This window comes from Pseudomonas sp. F007 (assembly GCF_057814275.1).
In genome coordinates this window covers 165,478-184,205 of sequence record NZ_JBVATA010000006.1, presented here as the reverse complement: position 1 = coordinate 184,205, position 18,728 = coordinate 165,478, and the positions used below count along the sequence as shown (strand labels likewise).

The 18,728-nt window shown below is 59.6% G+C and carries 22 protein-coding genes; 10 read left to right on the top strand and 12 right to left on the bottom strand.

What is annotated here, in order from left to right; translation table 11 throughout:
- Positions 1-60: 60 nt before the first annotated feature.
- Positions 61-2,640 carry a DNA mismatch repair protein MutS gene (mutS, locus tag ACZYR5_RS16290; protein WP_489090132.1) on the bottom strand — a complete coding sequence of 860 codons (2,580 nt, stop codon included), beginning with the start codon at positions 2,638-2,640 and terminating at the stop codon, positions 61-63.
- 177 nt (positions 2,641-2,817) lie between these two features.
- Here mutS and ACZYR5_RS16285 point away from each other — a divergent pair, with 177 nt between their 5' ends.
- From ACZYR5_RS16285 to recX, 5 genes are all read left to right on the top strand, one after another.
- On the top strand, positions 2,818-3,561 hold the full coding sequence (locus tag ACZYR5_RS16285; protein WP_489090131.1) for a LexA family transcriptional regulator: 744 nt from the start codon (positions 2,818-2,820) through the stop codon (positions 3,559-3,561).
- A 160-nt stretch (positions 3,562-3,721) separates the two neighbouring features.
- Positions 3,722-4,072, top strand: a complete 351-nt coding sequence (locus ACZYR5_RS16280; RefSeq protein ID WP_489090130.1) for a phage holin family protein — start codon at positions 3,722-3,724, stop codon at positions 4,070-4,072.
- A gap of 92 nt (positions 4,073-4,164) precedes the next feature.
- A complete protein-coding gene (locus tag ACZYR5_RS16275) occupies positions 4,165-4,665 on the top strand; it encodes a CinA family protein (RefSeq protein ID WP_489090129.1) in 501 nt (166 codons plus the stop codon).
- Between the two features lie 83 nt (positions 4,666-4,748).
- A complete protein-coding gene (recA, locus tag ACZYR5_RS16270) occupies positions 4,749-5,807 on the top strand; it encodes a recombinase RecA (protein WP_489090128.1) in 1,059 nt (352 codons plus the stop codon).
- Positions 5,808-5,815: 8 nt separating this feature from the next.
- Entirely contained in the window at positions 5,816-6,283 is a 468-nt protein-coding gene (gene recX / locus ACZYR5_RS16265) for a recombination regulator RecX (protein WP_489090127.1), read from the top strand.
- 38 nt (positions 6,284-6,321) lie between these two features.
- On the opposite strand, the gene ACZYR5_RS16260 is transcribed toward recX, so the two are convergent.
- Entirely contained in the window at positions 6,322-7,437 is a 1,116-nt protein-coding gene (locus ACZYR5_RS16260; protein WP_489090126.1) for an LOG family protein, read from the bottom strand.
- 345 nt (positions 7,438-7,782) lie between these two features.
- Between ACZYR5_RS16260 and ACZYR5_RS16255 the strand changes: the two genes are divergently transcribed.
- Entirely contained in the window at positions 7,783-7,974 is a 192-nt protein-coding gene (locus ACZYR5_RS16255) for a hypothetical protein (protein ID WP_489090125.1), read from the top strand.
- Positions 7,975-7,977: 3 nt separating this feature from the next.
- On the opposite strand, the gene ACZYR5_RS16250 is transcribed toward ACZYR5_RS16255, so the two are convergent.
- Entirely contained in the window at positions 7,978-8,403 is a 426-nt protein-coding gene (locus ACZYR5_RS16250; RefSeq protein WP_027619012.1) for a PA3611 family quorum-sensing-regulated virulence factor, read from the bottom strand.
- A 190-nt stretch (positions 8,404-8,593) separates the two neighbouring features.
- Here ACZYR5_RS16250 and ACZYR5_RS16245 point away from each other — a divergent pair, with 190 nt between their 5' ends.
- The gene (locus ACZYR5_RS16245) at positions 8,594-9,304 is read left to right on the top strand and encodes a tRNA-uridine aminocarboxypropyltransferase (protein ID WP_489090124.1); all 711 of its coding nucleotides are present in this window, start codon (positions 8,594-8,596) and stop codon (positions 9,302-9,304) included.
- A gap of 4 nt (positions 9,305-9,308) precedes the next feature.
- On the opposite strand, the gene ACZYR5_RS16240 is transcribed toward ACZYR5_RS16245, so the two are convergent.
- Together ACZYR5_RS16240 and ACZYR5_RS16235 are read right to left on the bottom strand one after the other, a co-directional pair.
- Positions 9,309-10,196 carry a DMT family transporter gene (locus tag ACZYR5_RS16240; RefSeq protein ID WP_489090123.1) on the bottom strand — a complete coding sequence of 296 codons (888 nt, stop codon included), beginning with the start codon at positions 10,194-10,196 and terminating at the stop codon, positions 9,309-9,311.
- A gap of 25 nt (positions 10,197-10,221) precedes the next feature.
- Entirely contained in the window at positions 10,222-10,440 is a 219-nt protein-coding gene (locus tag ACZYR5_RS16235; RefSeq protein ID WP_489090122.1) for a hypothetical protein, read from the bottom strand.
- Between ACZYR5_RS16235 and erdR the strand changes: the two genes are divergently transcribed.
- Together erdR and ACZYR5_RS16225 are read left to right on the top strand one after the other, a co-directional pair.
- Positions 10,433-11,083: a response regulator transcription factor ErdR gene (erdR, locus tag ACZYR5_RS16230; protein ID WP_489090121.1), complete on the top strand. Its 651-nt coding sequence runs from the start codon at positions 10,433-10,435 to the stop codon at positions 11,081-11,083. The two genes, ACZYR5_RS16235 and erdR, sit on opposite strands and share 8 nt — an antisense overlap.
- A gap of 75 nt (positions 11,084-11,158) precedes the next feature.
- Positions 11,159-11,521 (top strand): diacylglycerol kinase, encoded by a 363-nt coding sequence (locus ACZYR5_RS16225; protein ID WP_095166877.1) that lies wholly within the window; start codon positions 11,159-11,161, stop codon positions 11,519-11,521.
- A gap of 4 nt (positions 11,522-11,525) precedes the next feature.
- Here the strand turns inward: ACZYR5_RS16225 and ACZYR5_RS16220 are convergent, their stop codons facing one another.
- A complete protein-coding gene (locus ACZYR5_RS16220) occupies positions 11,526-12,452 on the bottom strand; it encodes a LysR family transcriptional regulator (protein ID WP_027619007.1) in 927 nt (308 codons plus the stop codon).
- Between the two features lie 138 nt (positions 12,453-12,590).
- On the opposite strand from ACZYR5_RS16220, the gene fpr reads away from it, so the two are divergent.
- A complete protein-coding gene (fpr, locus tag ACZYR5_RS16215) occupies positions 12,591-13,370 on the top strand; it encodes a ferredoxin-NADP reductase (protein ID WP_003443014.1) in 780 nt (259 codons plus the stop codon).
- 58 nt (positions 13,371-13,428) lie between these two features.
- Here fpr and tsaA read toward each other — a convergent pair whose 3' ends face one another.
- From tsaA to rimO, 6 genes are all read right to left on the bottom strand, one after another.
- Positions 13,429-14,127 (bottom strand): tRNA (N6-threonylcarbamoyladenosine(37)-N6)-methyltransferase TrmO, encoded by a 699-nt coding sequence (gene tsaA, locus ACZYR5_RS16210; protein WP_489090120.1) that lies wholly within the window; start codon positions 14,125-14,127, stop codon positions 13,429-13,431.
- Between the two features lie 139 nt (positions 14,128-14,266).
- On the bottom strand, positions 14,267-15,037 hold the full coding sequence (locus ACZYR5_RS16205) for an SDR family oxidoreductase (protein WP_489090119.1): 771 nt from the start codon (positions 15,035-15,037) through the stop codon (positions 14,267-14,269).
- 137 nt (positions 15,038-15,174) lie between these two features.
- Entirely contained in the window at positions 15,175-15,639 is a 465-nt protein-coding gene (locus tag ACZYR5_RS16200; protein ID WP_489090118.1) for a YehS family protein, read from the bottom strand.
- Between the two features lie 67 nt (positions 15,640-15,706).
- Entirely contained in the window at positions 15,707-16,417 is a 711-nt protein-coding gene (locus ACZYR5_RS16195) for an rRNA pseudouridine synthase (protein WP_489090117.1), read from the bottom strand.
- Between the two features lie 82 nt (positions 16,418-16,499).
- Positions 16,500-16,973 (bottom strand): GNAT family N-acetyltransferase, encoded by a 474-nt coding sequence (locus ACZYR5_RS16190; protein WP_489090116.1) that lies wholly within the window; start codon positions 16,971-16,973, stop codon positions 16,500-16,502.
- 154 nt (positions 16,974-17,127) lie between these two features.
- Positions 17,128-18,465 carry a 30S ribosomal protein S12 methylthiotransferase RimO gene (rimO, locus tag ACZYR5_RS16185; RefSeq protein WP_489090115.1) on the bottom strand — a complete coding sequence of 446 codons (1,338 nt, stop codon included), beginning with the start codon at positions 18,463-18,465 and terminating at the stop codon, positions 17,128-17,130.
- Positions 18,466-18,728 lie beyond the last annotated feature (263 nt).

Here is an 18,728-nt window from a genome sequence, read left to right as displayed (position 1 = left end):
GGCTAATTGCCTGCAGCACCCCAAACCGCGCGAGATTCTAACAGCTTGCAGGCGACAGCGTTAGATCCGTGTCTTCAGTGTATAGAGCATTTCGAGCGCACGACGTGGCGTCAGGTCATCCAGATCAAGTTTGGCCAACTCGTCGAGCACCGGATGAGGCAGGCTGGCGAACAGGTCGCTCTGCTGCGGTGTCACGGGTTTGTCTTTGGCCGGGGCGGGGGCTTCATGGGGCAAGCTGGTGGTTTCCAGGCGGCTCAAATGCTCGCGGGCCCGCAGGATGACTTCATTCGGCACGCCGGCCAGTTGTGCTACCGCCAACCCGTAGCTTTGGCTGGCCGGGCCAGGCAGCACATGGTGCAGGAATACGATGCGTTCGTTGTGCTCGGTAGCATTGAGGTGCACGTTTGCCACCAGTGGCTGGTTTTCCGGCAATACCGTCAGTTCGAAGTAATGGGTGGCAAACAGAGTGTAGGCGCGCAATTGAGCCAGACGCTCGGCGGCAGCCCATGCCAGGGATAGACCGTCGAAGGTGCTGGTTCCGCGGCCGACTTCGTCCATCAGCACCAGGCTTCTCTCGGTGGCATTGTGCAGGATGTTTGCGGTTTCGCTCATTTCCACCATGAAGGTCGAGCGCCCACCTGCCAGGTCGTCACTGGAACCGATTCGGGTGAAGATGCGGTCCACCAGCGACAACTCGCAACTGGCCGCGGGCACGAAACTGCCGATATGAGCCAGCAACACAATCAGTGCGGTCTGGCGCATGTAGGTGGATTTACCGCCCATGTTCGGGCCGGTGATCACCAGCATCCGTGTGTTGTCATCAAGACTCAGGTCGTTGGCCACGAACGGCGTGGTCAGGACTTGCTCGACAACCGGGTGACGGCCCTGATTGATACGCATGCACGGCTCGCTGACGAAGCGCGGGCAGTTGAGGTCCAGATTCAGCGCGCGCTCAGCCAGGTTGCTCAAGACATCCAGTTCGGCCAAAGCGGCTGCGGTGTCCTGCAGGGGTGGCAGTTGACTGATCAGGTCTTCGAGCAATGCTTCGTAGAGCATTTTCTCGCGCGCCAGGGCACGGCTCTTGGCGGACAGTGCCTTGTCTTCAAACGCCTTGAGCTCCGGCGTAATAAACCGCTCGGCGCCCTTGAGGGTCTGGCGTCGGATGTAATCGGCGGGTGCTTGCTCCGCCTGCTTGCTCGGCAGTTCGATGAAGTAACCGTGGATCCGGTTGTAGCCGACTTTGAGATGGGACAGTCCGGTACGGGCTTTCTCCCGGGCTTCGAGGTCGATCAGGAACTGGCCGGCGTTTTCGCTCAAGGCTTGTAGTTCATCCAGCTCGGCGTCGTAACCGGTTTTCAACACGCCGCCGTCACGGATTACCGCGGGCGGGTTGTCGATAATCGCCGTTTCCAGCAGCGCTGCCAGTTCCGGATAGGTGCTGGTAATCACTGCCAGCTGAGTGAGGTGCGGAGCCTCCAGTTCGCTCATTGCCAATTGCAATTGCGGCAGGGCGCCCAGGGCATCGCGCAGTCGGGCCAGGTCGCGAGGGCGGGCATTGCGCAGGCCGATCCGCGCCAGGATGCGTTCAATGTCGCCGATTTCCTTGAGTTGCGGTTGCAGTTTCTCGAAGCGATAGCCATCAAGTAGGCAGGTGATCGAGCTCTGACGGGCTTGCAGTACTTTCAGGTCGCGCAATGGACGGTTCAGCCAGCGGGTCAGCAAGCGGCTGCCCATGGCGGTTTGGCAGCGATCGACCACCGATTGCAGGGTGTTGTCGCGACCACCGGCCAGATTGACGTCCAGCTCCAGGTTGCGACGGCTGGCACCGTCCAGCACCACGGTATCGTCCAGGCGCTCATGGCGCAGGCTGCGCAGGTGCGGCAGGGCAGTGCGTTGGGTTTCCTTGGCGTAGCTCAAAAGGCAGCCGGCAGCGCCAATGGCCAGTGTCAGGTTTTCGCAGCCAAAGCCTTTGAGGTCCTGGGTGGAAAATTGCTGGCAAAGACTCTTCAGCGCCGAATCTCGCTCAAAATCCCATGGCGCACGCCGACGAACACCGCGACGTTTTTCGGCGGGCAAATCTTTAGGCCAGTCGTCCGGAATCATCAATTCGACCGGATTGACCCGCTCCAGCTCCGCTAGCAGGTTTTCCCAGCCCTTGATTTCAAGGACGGTGAAATTGCCACTGGTGATGTCCAGCACGGCGAGGCCGAACAGGCGTTCGTCACCCAATACGGCCGCAATCAGGTTGTCGCGACGCTCGTCGAGCAGCGCTTCGTCGCTGACGGTGCCTGGCGTGATGATGCGGACCACCTGGCGCTCCACCGGCCCCTTGCTGGTCGCCGGGTCACCCACCTGTTCGCAGATCACCACCGACTCGCCGAGCTTGACCAGCTTCGCCAGGTAACCTTCGGCGGCATGGTAAGGAATGCCGCACATTGGAATCGCCTGGCCCGCCGACTGTCCGCGAGCTGTCAGGGTGATGTCCAGCAACTTGGCGGCCTTCTTCGCGTCTTCATAGAAGATCTCGTAGAAATCGCCCATACGATAGAACATCAACTGGTCCGGGTGCTGGTTCTTCAGGCGCCAGTACTGCTGCATCATCGGGGTGTGGGAGGACAGATCGGAGAGTGCTTTATTCATCGGGTAATCAGGTGAATTCATTCAAGAGGGTGGGTAAAGGGTGGTGTTTCGCAGGCCTTTACGCGATGGACGCAAGGTTAACACGGGCGAGTCCGCACGACCCAGGATCAACGTCTTACGGGGCCGTTGGCGGCCTATGCAACAGCGCATTTGTCATCACCCTAAAGAAGATGCATCATGCAGTTTATGCAAAAACGCAATGTGTCTATCGTCCTCAGAGCGCTGCTCGACCAACACGGGATCACTCCTACAGAGTTGCACCGGCGTACCGGCGTGCCGCAATCCACCCTGTCGCGGATTCTTGGCGGCAAGATCGCTGATCCGTCGGACAGGCATATCTCGAAGATCGCCAATTATTTCCAGGTCAGTACCGACCAGCTTCGCGGCCGTGTCGAGATCGGTTCAGACCATCCAGCACCTCGTGAGCCTTCACACTCGGAACTCAAGGACATCAGTCTATGGGATGACGAAACCCCTATCGATGACGATGAGGTGTCGGTGCCATTTTTGCGCGAGGTTGAATTGGCGGCGGGATCGGGAAGATTCGCCATCGAGGAAAGCGAACGCGCCAGCCTGCGATTCGGCAAGCGCAGCCTGCGACAGAATGGGGTTCAGTTTGACCAGGCCAAGTGCGTGACAGTGCGTGGTAACAGCATGTTGCCGGTGCTACGCGATGGTGCCACGGTTGGCGTCAACGCTGGAAAGTGCGGGATCGGCGATATAGTCGATGGCGACCTGTACGCCATCAATCACAACGGCCAACTGCGGGTGAAGCAGTTGTACCGCCTGCCGAGCGGGATTCGCCTGCGCAGCTTCAACCGGGAAGAACACCCGGATGAAGATTACAGCTTCCAGGATATTCAGACTGGGCAGATCGTTATTCTGGGACACGTCTTCTGGTGGGGTATGTACGCCCGTTAAGGTTTTCCAGTTGCTCGATCGAGCCGCCGCAGGCGGCTTTTTCTTGTCTTGGGTAATGCATTGATGCATTGGTTTGGCAGGGGCTAGGTCTTTTCGATTGACCTGCTATGCATTGATGCATATCCTGAGTGCCAACATCGTCCAGCCTGGAGGTAGTGAAATGACAATCGAACAGCAAGGGCTGCTGGAGATCCCTGTCTGGCTGGTCATGGCACTCGCCGTGCTGGGTGGGGTGGTGGGGGAAATGTGGCGCGCTGATAAGGAAGGGGCGCAGGGCTGGGCGTTGGTGCGGCGTCTGATTCTGCGTTCCGGTTCCAGCATGATGTGTGGAGTTTCGGTGGTAATGTTGCTCTATGCGGCCAATGTTTCTGCCTGGACGGCCGGTGCCCTTGGTGGTTTGACGGCGGTGGCCGGTGCGGACTTCGCCATTGCCTTGTATCGACGCTGGGCAGCCCGACGCATCAATGTGCTGGAGGCGGTTGCCCAGGATCGCGGCCAGGATCGGCCATAGTCCTCGTCTCACAATTTGTCCCAGTCAGTGCCTTGCAAGCGCTACCTGGTCATGTAGGGTAGTGCGCACGCCCGTCTGACAAGGAGATAACCGTGAATGAAATCACCCAACTGGCTGCGGAATTGGGCCGGCGTCTGCAGGTTCTCAACGCCCATGTCAGCACTGCCGAATCTTGCACTGGAGGTGGTATCGCCGAGGCAATCACCCGGATCGCCGGCAGCTCGGCATGGTTCGAGGCAGGTTATGTCACTTACTCCAATCGACAGAAGACCCGGCAATTGAAGGTGCCGGCCGAATTGTTCGAGCAGGTGGGCGCGGTGAGCCGTGAGGTGGTCGAGGCCATGGTCCGCGGTGCCCAGCATGCCAGTCATGCACATTTCGCCGTGGCCGTCAGCGGGATCGCCGGGCCGGATGGCGGTTCGCCGAACAAGCCGGTCGGCACTGTCTGGCTGGCCTGGGGGGTAGGCGAGGCGGTGTTTGCCGAATGCCGGCACTTCCCCGGTAACCGCGATGACGTCCGCCGACAAACGGTGAAGGCCGCGCTAGAGGGGCTGCTGCAACATGCTGCCGGAGAAATCTCAAATCAGGGGTAGGCGATCCACAATCGCTGTGGAATAATACTGTCTACTTATACAGGTGTTGGCCGTCAGGCCTTATTGATTACGTGAGGACTTTAATGGACGACAACAAGAAGAAAGCCTTGGCTGCGGCCCTGGGTCAGATCGAACGTCAATTCGGCAAGGGTGCCGTAATGCGTATGGGCGATCAGGACCGTCAGGCGATCCCGGCTATTTCCACGGGCTCTCTGGGTCTGGACATTGCACTCGGCATTGGCGGTCTGCCAAAAGGCCGTATCGTTGAAATCTACGGTCCTGAATCCTCCGGTAAAACCACGCTGACACTGTCGGTGATCGCCCAGGCACAAAAAGCCGGTGCGACCTGCGCATTCGTTGATGCCGAGCATGCTCTGGATCCTGAGTACGCTGGCAAGTTGGGTGTGAACGTCGATGACTTGCTGGTTTCCCAGCCGGACACCGGTGAGCAAGCCCTGGAAATCACCGACATGCTGGTGCGTTCCAACGCGGTTGACGTGATTATCGTCGACTCCGTGGCAGCACTGGTACCGAAGGCGGAAATCGAAGGCGAGATGGGTGACATGCACGTGGGCCTGCAAGCCCGTCTGATGTCCCAGGCGCTGCGTAAAATCACCGGTAACATCAAGAACGCCAACTGCCTGGTGATCTTCATCAACCAGATCCGGATGAAGATCGGCGTGATGTTCGGCAGCCCGGAAACCACCACAGGTGGTAACGCGTTGAAGTTCTACGCTTCGGTTCGCCTGGACATCCGTCGTACTGGCGCGGTGAAGGAAGGCGATGAAGTGGTGGGCAGCGAAACCCGCGTCAAGGTCGTCAAGAACAAGGTCGCGGCGCCATTCCGCCAGACAGAGTTCCAGATTCTTTACGGCAAGGGCATCTACCTCAACGGTGAGATGATCGACCTGGGCGTGCTGCATGGTTTTGTCGAGAAGTCCGGTGCCTGGTATGCCTATAACGGCACCAAGATCGGTCAGGGCAAGGCCAACTCGGCCAAGTTCCTTGCGGACAACCCGGACGTTGCGGCCAAGCTCGAGAAGCAGATTCGCGATAAGCTGCTGTCTCCTGCCGGGAACCTTGAGGCCTCCAAGGTTAGCCAGACCGAAGATGATCTGGCCGAAGTCGACGTTGATGTCTGATTGACCCCATGATCGCCGTACTCGATAACCTCGTCGCAGTGCGGCGAACTGCAATGGACCTGCTCGCGCGCCGCGAGCACGGTCGATTCGAGCTGACGCGAAAGCTGCGTCAGCGCGGCGCTCCTGATGAAATGATCGACACTGCCCTCGACCGCTTGACGGAAGAGGGGCTGCTGTCTGAGTCACGCTACCTCGAAAGCTTTGTTTCCTACCGTGCTCGTTCTGGCTATGGCCCGTCGCGTATTCGCGATGAGTTGGGGCAGCGTGGCTTGCAGCGCGCGGACATCGAGTTGGCCCTGCGTGAGTGCGGTATCAACTGGCAGGCTCAGCTGGAAGACGTCTGGCGGCGCAAGTTTTCCGGGCAGTTGCCGGCGAACGCCCGCGAACGTGCCAGGCAGGGGCGATTTCTCGCGTATCGCGGTTATTCCATGGAGATGATCGGCCGCTTGTTCAGCGGCCGAGGAATGGAAGACTGATTGGGCCCGGCTATGAACGTAGTCGGGCCTCTTATATTTCAGGTCACTCTGGATTCCCGTTTGTGTTTCGGGATTGCAGGCTTGGTCGTCGCCCAGTTTCCACTCAGGTTGATGTAGTTCACCAGTTCGCGCAGGCGCCCGTGATCGCGGGCCTTGAAGGTGAAAGCCAATCGCGTCAGGTGGCTGAATTGAGCGTCGTCGTGCTCCTCGCCACTGTATTCATGCTGGTGAAATTGATCGCTCAGGCACAGGTCGGCGAAGGCGCTTTGTATGTGCTCCAGTGCCTGCTCGTTGAGCGGGTGGCTCATGCGGATCACGAACTGATTTTTCAGCCAGCGGCTGGAGTGGAAGTTGCTGTAGAACTGATTGATCTGAGCCACCGCCTCTTCAGCGCTGTAGACCAGGCGGACCAGCTTCAGGTCATTGGGCAGGATGTAGTGATTGGCCTCCAGTTGGTTGCGAATGAAGTCCAGTGCGCTCTCCCAGAAGGTGCCCCCGGGAACATCCAGCAGCACCACCGGAACCAACGGGCTTTTGCCGGTCTGGATCAGGGTCAGCACTTCCAGAGCCTCGTCCAGCGTGCCGAACCCGCCGGGGCACAGCACCAGTGCGTCGGCCTCCTTGACGAAAAACAGTTTGCGGGTAAAGAAGAAGTGGAAGGGCAGCAAGTTACCGGTGCCGCCGACGGTGGGGTTGGCATGCTGCTCGAAAGGCAGGGTGATATTGAACCCCAGGCTATGCTCTCGCCCCGCACCTTCATGGGCCGCGGCCATGATCCCGCCACCTGCGCCGGTAATCACCATCAGCCCGGATTGCGCGAGTTTCTGCCCCAGTTCTCGGGCCTGGGCGTACAGCGGGTGTTCGATCGGGGTGCGTGCCGAGCCGAATACCGTGACCTTGCGTCGTCCCTTGAACTGTTCGAGAACGCGAAAGGCATGCTCCAGCTCGCGCAGGGCCTGCAGGGTAATCTTCGCGTTCCAGCGATTATGGTCGTCCTGGGCCATGCGCAGGACCGTCAGCATCATGTCGCGGTAGATCGGGATATTCGGGCTGTTGGGGGAAACCAGGTTGAGTTGCTCTTCGATCTTGCTACTGAGATCGACGCCGTTGCTTTGAAAATGACGTATCAGCAGGTCATTCGGTTGGTAGGGCATTCAACTTCTCCTTCTACACGGAACCCTCGGTTCGTGAGCCAGACGCTGGATGGCAGCTCCTTTTCTGCCGCGAACGTTGAATATCAATACATTGAATCTAGACGTTCGCGGTCCGTTGCGCTGGCTTGATCATGGCCCTCCCATGACTGCGCTGGCAAGCGCGCTGCGCGCTGATCGATGGGTGTTCACCGCCCGTCTGAACCCACACTCAAGCCGGCAGGCTCTGATTTACTGGATAACAGACACAACAGGTCAACCGTGCGTCCAGGGCAAGGCGCAGGGTATCAGGAGCGGTAGGGAGTCATCGGCAAGTAGTGGTGATTCGAGGGCACGGAGGCGGGATCAATGAAACTGGTGATTCTGGAGATCGATACGCAGTTGTATCAAACGCTTAAGGCGGCAGCCGAGGATCATCAGGTGAGCCTCGAGGAGGAATGTCGGCGACGGCTGGAGAGCAGAGAGCAGCGTTCGCCCTATTTGCAGGCGCTGGTTGCCGAACTGCGCGCGGCTGAAGAGCAGCGGCGCGCGGGTTTGTAGGGGTTACTTCTTCTTTTGCGCAGGTGTTGCCGGGCAATCCGATTCCTGGAATTTGGCCGAGGCGACTGGGCGATTGGTTTTGTTCTCGGTGAACTCGTAGCGCATGATCGCGCCCTTGGCCATCAGCTTGCGGTAGTTCGGGTTGCGGCAGACGCTGGCGCCCAATTGCAGGTACACCGCCTTGGGGTTGGTGCGCATCTGATCGGCATAGTCTTTCTGCACGCTCAAATGGTCGATCAATTCCTTGCCTTCAACGGTATAGCCCATGTCGAGAATATCGTTGCTGACTTCGCGAGGCAGGCCGACGTTACTTTCCTGGGCAACCTTCTGCAGCATCTTGTTCAGGTCGTAGTCTTGCTTGGACGCGGCCTGGGCACTGAAGGGTAGCGCCAGTAGCAGGGCGGCGGTGGGAACGATAAGGCGCAGCATGGAACTCTCCTGATTCAGTGACTGGTGCTTCGACCCGTCACAGGGCTGAGCGTTCAGTGGCGGCAAATTATAGGGGGCAGGGCGCGGGCGGTACAGGCTTGTGCGGGGCGCTCTGATAAACTGGCGCTACTTTCCTGCCCAGCCGAGCGCTTTTCGTGTCGATTCAATCCACCTGCCGACGAACCCTGTCATGAGTCATGCCGTTTCCCGTTTGCGCGCCTTGCGTCTGGCGCGAGCCATCAGGCCTTTTGTAGCGCGCGGCTCGCGGGCCGAGCGTTGCGCCCGCTGCCGAGTGATTCCCAGTCATTGCATGTGCGCCTGGCGACCGACAGTCGCAGCAAGGTCGGCCATGTGCCTGGTGATGCACGACGTCGAGCCGATGAAACCGAGCAATACGGGCTGGCTGATTGCCGATGTGGTCGACCAGACCAGCGCGTTTGCATGGTCGCGCACGGAGGTCGAGCCGGACTTGCTGGCACTGATCGCCGATCCGCAATGGCAGCCGTACATCGTGTTTCCCGGCGAGTTTGTCGCGCCCGAGCGGGTGGTGTCGCAGGTCACGGTCGAGGAGGGTAAGCGCCCGTTGTTTATCCTGCTGGACGCCACCTGGAGTGAGGCGCGCAAGATGTTTCGCAAGAGCCCTTATCTTGAGCACCTGCCGGTGTTGAGTCTGGCGCCCGAGCAACTGTCGCGCTACAAGCTGCGCCGCTCCAGGCGCGACGATCACTTCTGTACCGCCGAAGTGGCTGCATTGTGTCTGGAACTGGCCGACGACCAATTGGCCAGCGAAGCGCTGGATGCTTACCTGGATGTGTTCAGTACGCATTACCTGTCGGCCAAATTCCAACAACCGATCGATCCGAACGACGCCCCTCACGCTCGCCTCAAACCCTTCCTCTGAGTCCTCAGGCTCCGACCAATCGGGGCTCCTTTGGCCAGAGTTGCGCTGCGAGCATGCCGGCCAGCATCAGCCCGCAGCCCATGTAGCCGCGAATGCTCAGTTGTTCTCCCAGCAACCAGGCGCCGGCGATGGCGGCAAATACCGCTTCCATCGAAAAGATGATCGCCGCGTGGGAGGCAATCGCGTCCTTCTGGGCGATGACCTGCAAGGTGTAACCGATACCGACGGCAATCAGTCCGCCATACAGGATGGCCGGGCCGGCTGCGATGATTGCGTCGATGTCGAAAGGCTCGAAATACAGCGCCAGCAGCAGGCTGACCACCGAGCACGTGGCAAATTGCAGAAAGGCCAGGCGAATCGGATCGTGTCGGCCGGCGAAAACACCTACCAATACCACGTGCCCGCCCCAGACAAATGCGCCGATCAATTGCAACCAGTCGCCGGAAGCCACCTGGAACTGATCGCCGACGCTGAGCAGAAACATCCCGACCACCGCCAGGGATGCTCCGAGCCAGGTACCGAGTCCGGTCTTGTGGCCAATGAGTAGTCCCAACAACGGCACTACAATGACGTAGAGGCCGGTGATGAACCCGGCGTTGGTCACACTGGTAAACAGCAGGCCGACCTGTTGCAGATTGATCCCAAGGGCCAGCGCAAGTCCCATCAGGCAGCCGCCAAGCAGCAGTCCGCGGGTCAGAAAGGGCTCCGCTCGAGCGGGGGTGCGCAACAGCACCAGCGGCAGCAGGCACAGTGAGCCCAGGGCGAAGCGCAGGCCGGAATAGAGGAAGGGACCGATATGATCCATGCCGGAGGTTTGTGCGACAAATCCTGACCCCCAGATCATGGCGGTGATCAGCATCAGGACATCGGCGCGCAGGGCTTTGGTCTGCATGATGGCACTCTTATTAGTTAGCCGGCTAAGATGCCGTAAAGGATGCGGCTTGACCACCCCGGCTTCGCTGGGCATCCTTGGCGCCGATTGGGGTGCGGCCGAAGATTGAAACGCCGATTTTTCGGGCACTTGGCGTTGAACGCACCCTGTTGGTAGCACCTGCTGGTGCTACCTTGAGTGTCTTGGCGAGATCTGAATGCATCAGGTCTGCCATAAAAAACAGGATCATTTGAAAAATGGCCACATACGACATCCTGATTGCCGATGACCATCCCCTCTTTCGCAGCGCGCTGCGTCAGGCCGTCACCCTGGGCCTGGGGCCCGATGTGCGCCTGGTTGAGGTGGCAAGCATTGCCGAACTGGAAACTCGCCTGACGGAAAAAGCCGACTGGGATCTGGTCCTGCTGGATCTGAACATGCCGGGCGCGTACGGGTTTTCCGGTCTGGTCCTGCTGCGCGGTCAGTACCCGCAGATTCCGGTGGTGATGGTCTCGGCGCAGGAGGAGGCCTCGATCATGGTCAAGTCCCGCGAGTTCGGGGCCAGTGGCTTCATTCCCAAGTCCAGTTCGCTTGAAGTGATTCAGCAGGCGGTGCGTGCCGTGCTCGATGGTGATGTATTCTGGCCGCCGCAAGCATTCGAGGCGGTCGATGTTTCGCCTGAGGCCAAGGCTGCCAGTGAAGGCCTGGCGAGCTTGACACCCCAGCAGTTCCGCGTGCTGACCATGGTCTGCGAAGGCCTGCTGAACAAGCAGATCGCCTACGAGTTGAGTGTTTCCGAGGCGACCATCAAGGCCCACGTGACCGCTATTTTCCGCAAGTTGGGCGTTCGCACTCGCACCCAGGCCGCGTTGCTGTTGCAACAACTTGAGTCAATTTCCCCTCAATAAAGGGCGATACCTTCACGCTTTTTTGACTTTTGTTGATCTAGCTTTCCCATTCCTTTTTGTTCAGTTGCTTACTCTATGTCACCTTTCAAAGGTCAAACCGGTCTCAAACGTATCCTCAACGCGTCAGGCTATTCCCTTGATGGCCTGCGCGCTGCATTCACCGGCGAAGCGGCTTTTCGTCAATTGGTCCTGCTCAACGTCATCCTGATTCCGTTGACGTTTATCCTCAACGTCAGCCGAGTCGAACAGGCAGTACTGATTGCCGTCTGCCTGCTCGCACTGATTGTGGAGTTGCTCAACTCCGCGGTGGAAGCGGCAATCGATCGAATTTCCCTCGACCTGCACCCCTTGTCGAAAAACGCCAAGGACATGGGCAGCGCCGCTCAGTTCGTGGCCCTGAGCATGATTGCACTGGTGTGGGCAGTGATTCTGATCTGACCGCTCAGGCAATGGTCGGCAAGACGATCTCGTCGCTGCGCTGAACCCCTGCGGTGAAAGCGCGGCACAGTTCGAGGAACTCGCGCATGGCCGAGGTCTGGTACTTCTGTTTATGCCAGATGAAGTAGAACTGTCGCGCCAGGTCCAGGTCTGGGGTTTCCACGGCCACCAGACTGCCGCGGCGAAATGCGTCACGCAGGGCCAGCCGGGAAATGCAGCCAATCCCCAAGCCTGATTCCACGGCACGCTTGATCGCCTCGGTATGCTCCAGCTCCAGGCGGATATTCAATGCACTGCGGTGATGGCGCATGGCCTGATCAAAGGTCAGGCGCGTACCGGAGCCTTGTTCGCGAAGAATCCAGGCCTCGTGAGCGAGCTCTTCCATGCTCGCATGGCCACGTGCCGCCAGCGGATGCTGGGGGGCGCAGAACACCACCAGTTCATCCTCGACCCAACTCTGCACTTCGATATCCGGGTGGTTGCAATCGCCTTCGATTAGACCCAGATCAATTTCGTAGTGTGCGACCTGATGCACAATATTGGCTGTGTTCTGTACATGCAGTTTCACCTGGCTTTCCGGATGGCGCTGCATGAAGCTGCCGATCAGCAAGGTCGCCAGGTAGTTGCCGATGGTCAGCGTGGCACCGACCGCCAGTGAGCCAAACCCGGATTTGCCGTTGAGCAGGTCTTCGATTTCCTTGGCCTGGTCGAGCAGGGCAACGGCCTGGGGCAGTAACTGTTTGCCCAGGGCGTTGAGGCTCAGGCGCTTGCCCGCCCGATCGAACAATTGGCAGCTAGACTGGCGCTCCAGTTCGGTAATTGAAGTGCTGGCTGCCGACTGCGAGAGATTGAGCAGGCCGGCAGCCCGCGACACGCTCTCTTGCTGGGCGACGGCGACGAAGACTTGCAGTTGACGTAAAGTAAATCGCATATCGATATAACCGATAACCCTTATCTTAATAATTCAGTTAACAGATATTGTGGCTGCCATTAGAATGCGATGCAATTGCGCACGGCCGCTCATTTTTCGCAGAGCATGTGCAGATAAATCTCCAGGAGTTCCCCGTACATGAGCAACATGAACCACGAGCGTGTCCTCAGTGTCCATCACTGGAATGACACTCTGTTCAGCTTCAAGTGCACCCGTGACCCGGGCCTGCGCTTCGAGAACGGCCAGTTCGTGATGATCGGCCTGCAACAGCCCAACGGCCGCCCGCTTATGCGCGCTTACTCGATTGCCAGCCCGAACTGGGAAGAGCATCTGGAGTTCTTCAGCATCAAGGTGCCTGACGGTCCGCTGACTTCCCAGTTGCAGCACCTGAAGGAAGGCGACGAGATCATTATCAGCAAGAAGCCTACGGGCACGCTGGTGCTGGACGACCTCAAGCCAGGCAAGCACCTGTACCTGCTCAGCACCGGTACCGGTCTGGCGCCGTTCATGAGTGTGATCCAGGATCCGGAAACCTACGAGCGTTTCGAAAAAGTGATCCTGTGCCACGGCGTTCGTTACGTCAACGAAGTCGCCTACCGCGAATTCATCACCGAGCACCTGCCGCAGAACGAGTTCTTCGGCGAAGCCCTGCGTGACAAGCTGATCTACTATCCAACCGTTACCCGCGAGCCATTCGAGAACGAAGGCCGCCTGACCGACCTGATGCGCAGTGGCAAACTGTTCAGCGATATCGGCCTGCCGCCGATTAACCCGCAGGACGACCGCGCCATGCTGTGCGGCAGCCCGAGCATGCTCGACGAGACCAGCGAAGTGCTGAACAGCTTCGGCCTGAAGGTTTCGCCGCGTATGCGTGAGCCAGGCGATTACCTGATCGAGCGGGCATTCGTCGAGAAATAATCGACTGCTGCTGGCAGGACCTGTGGGAGCCAAATGGCTCCCACAGTCGTTTCCGGAGTCAGGCTTTTGCCGGAATGACTTCCAGTACCCGGATCAGTTCTGGCGAGGGGTAGTGCCAGCGCACGTCCAGATCCCAGAACTGCGCGCCATATTCCCTTTGCGCTGTAGGCGTCTGGTAAGCCGGGCGTGGGTCTTGTGCCAGGCATTGTTCGATCAGGGCCACCAGCGGCTCGTCGAGGCGCTGTGCGTGGCTATGAGCCTGCTGCAGTGCGCAGTCCGTCCACTCCACCGCAATCAGCTGCGGCGCGGCGCTGGCGATCTGATTGGCGGCCTCGGGGATAATGTCGGCATAGGGCACATAGGGCTTGATGTCGATGACCGGGGTGCCGTCCAGCAGGTCGATCCCGGAAATCCATAGGCGATTGGCCTCGACTCTGTCCAGCTTGACCACGGACTGACCGATGCCATTCGGGCGGTGAGTCGCGCGTGTGGCAAACACCCCCATGGACTTGTTGCCCCCAAGGCGCGGCGGGCGGACCTTGAGCCGTGGCTTGTCTTCCAGCGCCTGGTGAAACATGAACAGCAGCCAGACATGACTGACCTGCTCCAGGCCTTGCACCGCGTCGCCTTGGTCGAAGGGCGCGACCAGTTCCAGAATGCCCCGTGCGGCCGGGGCCAGTTGGGGCTGGCGTGGGATGGCAAACTTCTCCTTGAAGCAGGAGCGCACAAAGCCGATGGGGGAAACGCTGTAGGTCATGATGGGGTCGAGAGGCCGGATGGGGTGGGCATGATAACCCGTGTGAGTCAGTCAAGCCGCCATCGCGAGCAGGCTCGCTCCTACATTGCAACACAGACCCCTGTAGGCGCGAGCCTGCTCGCGATGGGCGTGCCCGGATCTAGAGGCTGAACCCACCATCCAGCGGAATAATATTCCCGGTCATGTAGGCCCCGGCGGTGCTCGCCAGGCTGATCGCCAGGGCGGCCATTTCTTCCTCGCGGCCCCAGCGCTTCATCGGGATCAGTGCCGTGTCCTCGGTCAGGGCCTGTTCGTCGTTGCCGATGTGCTGGGTCATTTTGCTCGGGAAGCGTCCCGGTGCGATCACGTTGACATTAATGTGCTGGCTGACCAGTTCGCGGGCGAGGATGCGCGACAGTTGGTGCAGGGCCGCCTTGCTCGGACCATAGGCGTAGGCCTGTTCGCCAAAGGATGAAATCCCGGCGACCGAACCGATGTTGATAATGCGCGCCGGGTTGGCGGCTGAACCGGCCTTGCGCAGCAGGGGCAGGAATTGCTGGATGCAGGTGAAGACCGAGGTCACGTTCAACTGCATGACTTTTTCCCAACCCTTGACCGGATAGCTCTCCAGCGGCGCGCCCCAGGTGGTGCCCGCGTTGTTCACCAGAATATCCAGGTGGCTCAGTTGTTTACCCAGGCGCTCGACCAGTTGGATCACGCCTTCCTCGCTGGCGAGGTTGGCAGCTACCGCGTGGCAGCGGCCGAGGGCGCTCAACTCGTCGGCAGTCTGTTGGCAGGCTTCGGCATCGCGGGCGCAGACATATACGGTCGCACCGGCTTCGACGAAGGCTTTGGCGATCATTTTGCCAATACCGCGGGTGCCACCGGTGATCAAGGCGGTGCGGCCTTGCAGGGAGAAGTAGGGATGCATGGCAAGTCCTGAGGGCTGAAGGTCATTACACCCTAGTCGTCAGGCGCCGGAAGCGGAGCCACTATTTTTTTGCGCAATGCTTGGCCATAAGGCCAGCCCCTGAGCGGACTGGGTGCAGTTCAGGGGCGGCGAGGGGGTTACTGCGGGCGAACGCGCAGGGTCAAGCCCTTGAGGAAATTGCGCAGCAACTGATCGCCGCACGGGCGGTAGTTGGTGTGGCCGAACTTGCGAAACAGCGCGCTCAGCTCTGGCTTGGAGACCGGGAAGTCGGCCGCCTTGAGGATCGCGTGCATGTCGTCTTCTTTCAATTCGAAGGCAACTCGCAGTTTCTTCAGGATGATGTTGTTGGTCACCGGCGTTTCAATCGGCTGCGGCGGACGGCTTTCGTCCTTGCCGCGCTTGAAGATCACCAGGCCGTCGAGAAAATGCGCCATGACCTCGTCGGGACAGAACACAAAGCCTTCTTCCTCGTCTTTCTTGAGGTAGGTGACGAGATTGTCCTTGGTGACATCCATGCCGCCGAGCTTGATGATCTCGACGACCTTGTTGTCGCTGATGTCGAGCATGTAGCGCACGCTGCGCAGTACGTCGTTGTGAATCATGTGTGCAGTCCTGATCATTCAGCGGTGGGCGTTGCCGATGTCGGCGACGCCGAAATGGGTGGCGGCGTCAGAATTTCTCTTTGGCGGACAGGTAGCGCCATTGTCCAGCTGGCACCTTGCCGATGGAAACGCCACCGATTCGAATCCGGCGGATGGCGACGACCTTGAGCCCGACAGCCTGGCAGAGCTGGGCGATGATCCCCGGTTGCGGGTTCTTCATTGCGAAACGCAGGCGGTTTTCGTTCTGCCAGCTGGCCTTGACCGCCGGCAGTTCCTTGCCTTTGTAGCTGAGGCCGTGATTCAGGCGATTGAGGCCGTGGGCGACCATTTCACCCTCGACTTCGACCACGTATTCCTGCTCGATCTTGCTCGCATCGGCGGTGAGCTTGCGCAGGACCTTCCAATCCTGGGTGAACACCAGCAGGCCGCTGGCATTGGCCTGCAGGTCGGCGCTGGCGCTCAGGCGCAGGAAGTGCCCCTTGAGCGGGCGCTTGCTGAAACGATGTTCTTCGCTCAGGGTCTCTGGGCTCAGCAATTGCTGGGCGCTCTCGACATCCACGCCGGCTGGCGCGTGCAGCAGCAGGGTCACCGGCTCCGGCACAGTGGCCTTGGCCTCGGGGTCGAGCGCGACTTTCTGTTCGCCGACCTTGAACTGCGGCTCATCGATCACCTCGCCGTCGACGGTCACCCAACCGCCCTCGATGAACAGCTCAGCCTCCCGACGGGAACAGCCGACGAGTTCGATGAGGCGTTTGGAAAGACGAATCGGGTCAGTCATGACAGGGCCGTAACAAAAAGGGGGTGGGTATTGTACCTGCCCCGCGCCGGTTAATCGCGGGGCGATTTGCTTCCTGTGGCTTTTAGCCGCGCTGCGCCTGCTGGCGGGGTTGTTTCAAACGCATGTGCAGCAAGGGGTAAGGCTGGCCCATGCCGTCGACTTCCGAGCGTCCGATCACTTCGAAACCCTGCTTGAAATAGAAGCCCAGCGCTTGTGGATTCTGTTCGTTGACGTCCAGCTCGTCGGCATTCAGGTGCTGCATGGCGTAGTGCAGCAACTGCTTGCCCAAACCCTCGCCGCGGTGCTGCGGGGCGATGAACAGCATCTCGATCTTGCCTCCTGCCACGCCGGCAAAGCCGGTGATGCGCTGCTGTTTGTCGCGGGTGCAGATCAGCATGACGGCGTCCAGGTAGCGCGTCAGCACCAGGTTTTTCAGGAGTTCGATGTAGCTGTCTGGCAAAAAGTCATGGGTGGCGCGCACCGACGCCTCCCAGACCTGGGTCAGTTCTTCGTAGTCACTGTGTTTCGGTGTCTGGATGACCGAGTGATGGCGCATGCCCACCTGTTCCTTTTGCTGTCCGTGAGATCAAATCCATTGGCTGTAGGAAACGATAGCCGTAAAAAAGCCCCGCATCATTTTGAAATGAGCGGGGCTTTTCGGGTTCAGCGCAATTCGCGAGCGGTCTCGCTCCCACAGGAGCTTGTGCTGGTTAGATCTGCTCGGCCCAGAGGTCGTACTCATCGGCGTCGGTGACCTTGCACCAGACCTTGTCGCCTGGTTTGAGGTTGCTGCCGTTGTCGATGAATACGTTGCCGTCGATTTCCGGGGCATCGAAGAAGCAGCGGCCGACAGCGCCTTGCTCGTCGACTTCGTCCACCAGCACTTCGATTTCACGGCCAATGCGCATTTGCAGGCGCGCCGAGCTGATTGCCTGCTGGTGCGCCATGAAGCGCTCCCAACGATCCTGCTTGACGTCGTCCGGGACGATTTCAAGGTTCAGGTCATTGGCCGGTGCGCCTTCGACGGGCGAGTACTGGAAGCAGCCGACGCGGTCGAGCTGAGCTTCGGTCAGCCAGTCCAGCAGGTACTGGAAGTCTTCTTCGGTTTCGCCGGGGAAGCCGACGATGAAGGTCGAGCGGATGATCAGGTCCGGGCAGATCTCGCGCCAGTTCTTGATGCGCGCCAGGGTCTTGTCTTCGAACGCCGGGCGTTTCATCGACTTCAGCACTTTCGGGCTGGCGTGCTGGAACGGGATGTCCAGGTACGGCAGGATCTTGCCGGCGGCCATCAGCGGGATCAGCTCGTCAACGTGCGGGTACGGGTAGACGTAGTGCAGACGGACCCAAACGCCGAGGGTGCTCAGCGCTTCGCAGAGTTCGGTCATGCGGGTTTTCACCGGCGCGCCATTCCAGAAGCCAGTGCGGTATTTCACGTCGACGCCGTAGGCGCTGGTGTCCTGGGAAATCACCAGCAGTTCCTTGACGCCGGACTTGACCAGGCGCTGGGCTTCGTCGAGCACATCACCCACTGGGCGGCTGACCAGTTTGCCGCGCATCGACGGGATGATGCAGAAGCTGCAGCTGTGGTTGCAGCCTTCGGAAATCTTCAGGTAGGCGTAGTGACGTGGGGTCAGCTTGATGCCTTGCGGCGGCACCAGGTCGATCAGCGGATTGTGATCCTGCTTGGGCGGCACGACTTCATGCACGGCGTTGACCACTTGCTCGTACTGCTGCGGACCGGTGACGGCCAGCACGCTCGGGTGTACGTCGCGGATGTTGCCTTCCTCGACGCCCATGCAGCCGGTCACGATGACCTTGCCGTTTTCCTTGATCGCCTCGCCGATCACTTCCAGCGATTCAGCCTTGGCCGAGTCGATGAAGCCGCAGGTGTTGACCACCACGACATCCGCGTCCTGATAGGTGGACACGACGTCATAGCCTTCCATGCGCAGTTGGGTAAGGATGCGCTCGGAGTCGACCAAAGCTTTTGGGCAACCCAGAGAGACGAAGCCAACCTTGGGGTTGGCCGACGCAGGAGTGGTGGACATGTCTAACCTCGGTGTTTGGTGACGCCTCCAGCCGCAGGTGGGCAAGGGCGACAGACGGGCGTTTGGCGCGCCTCTGATCAAAAAGTGCGCAATTCTAGCGGCGGTCGACGCACTTGACCAGCTTTATGCAGGGAAATACGACGAGTGCTGCGCTATGCTTCGCGCCGTTAGGCCTCAGTGATTTTTTGCAGTCAATGAAAGGTCTGTAACAACAAGTAAAACAGCGCATGCTGCACGTCAAAGTATAGGGCTTCTCGCGAAGC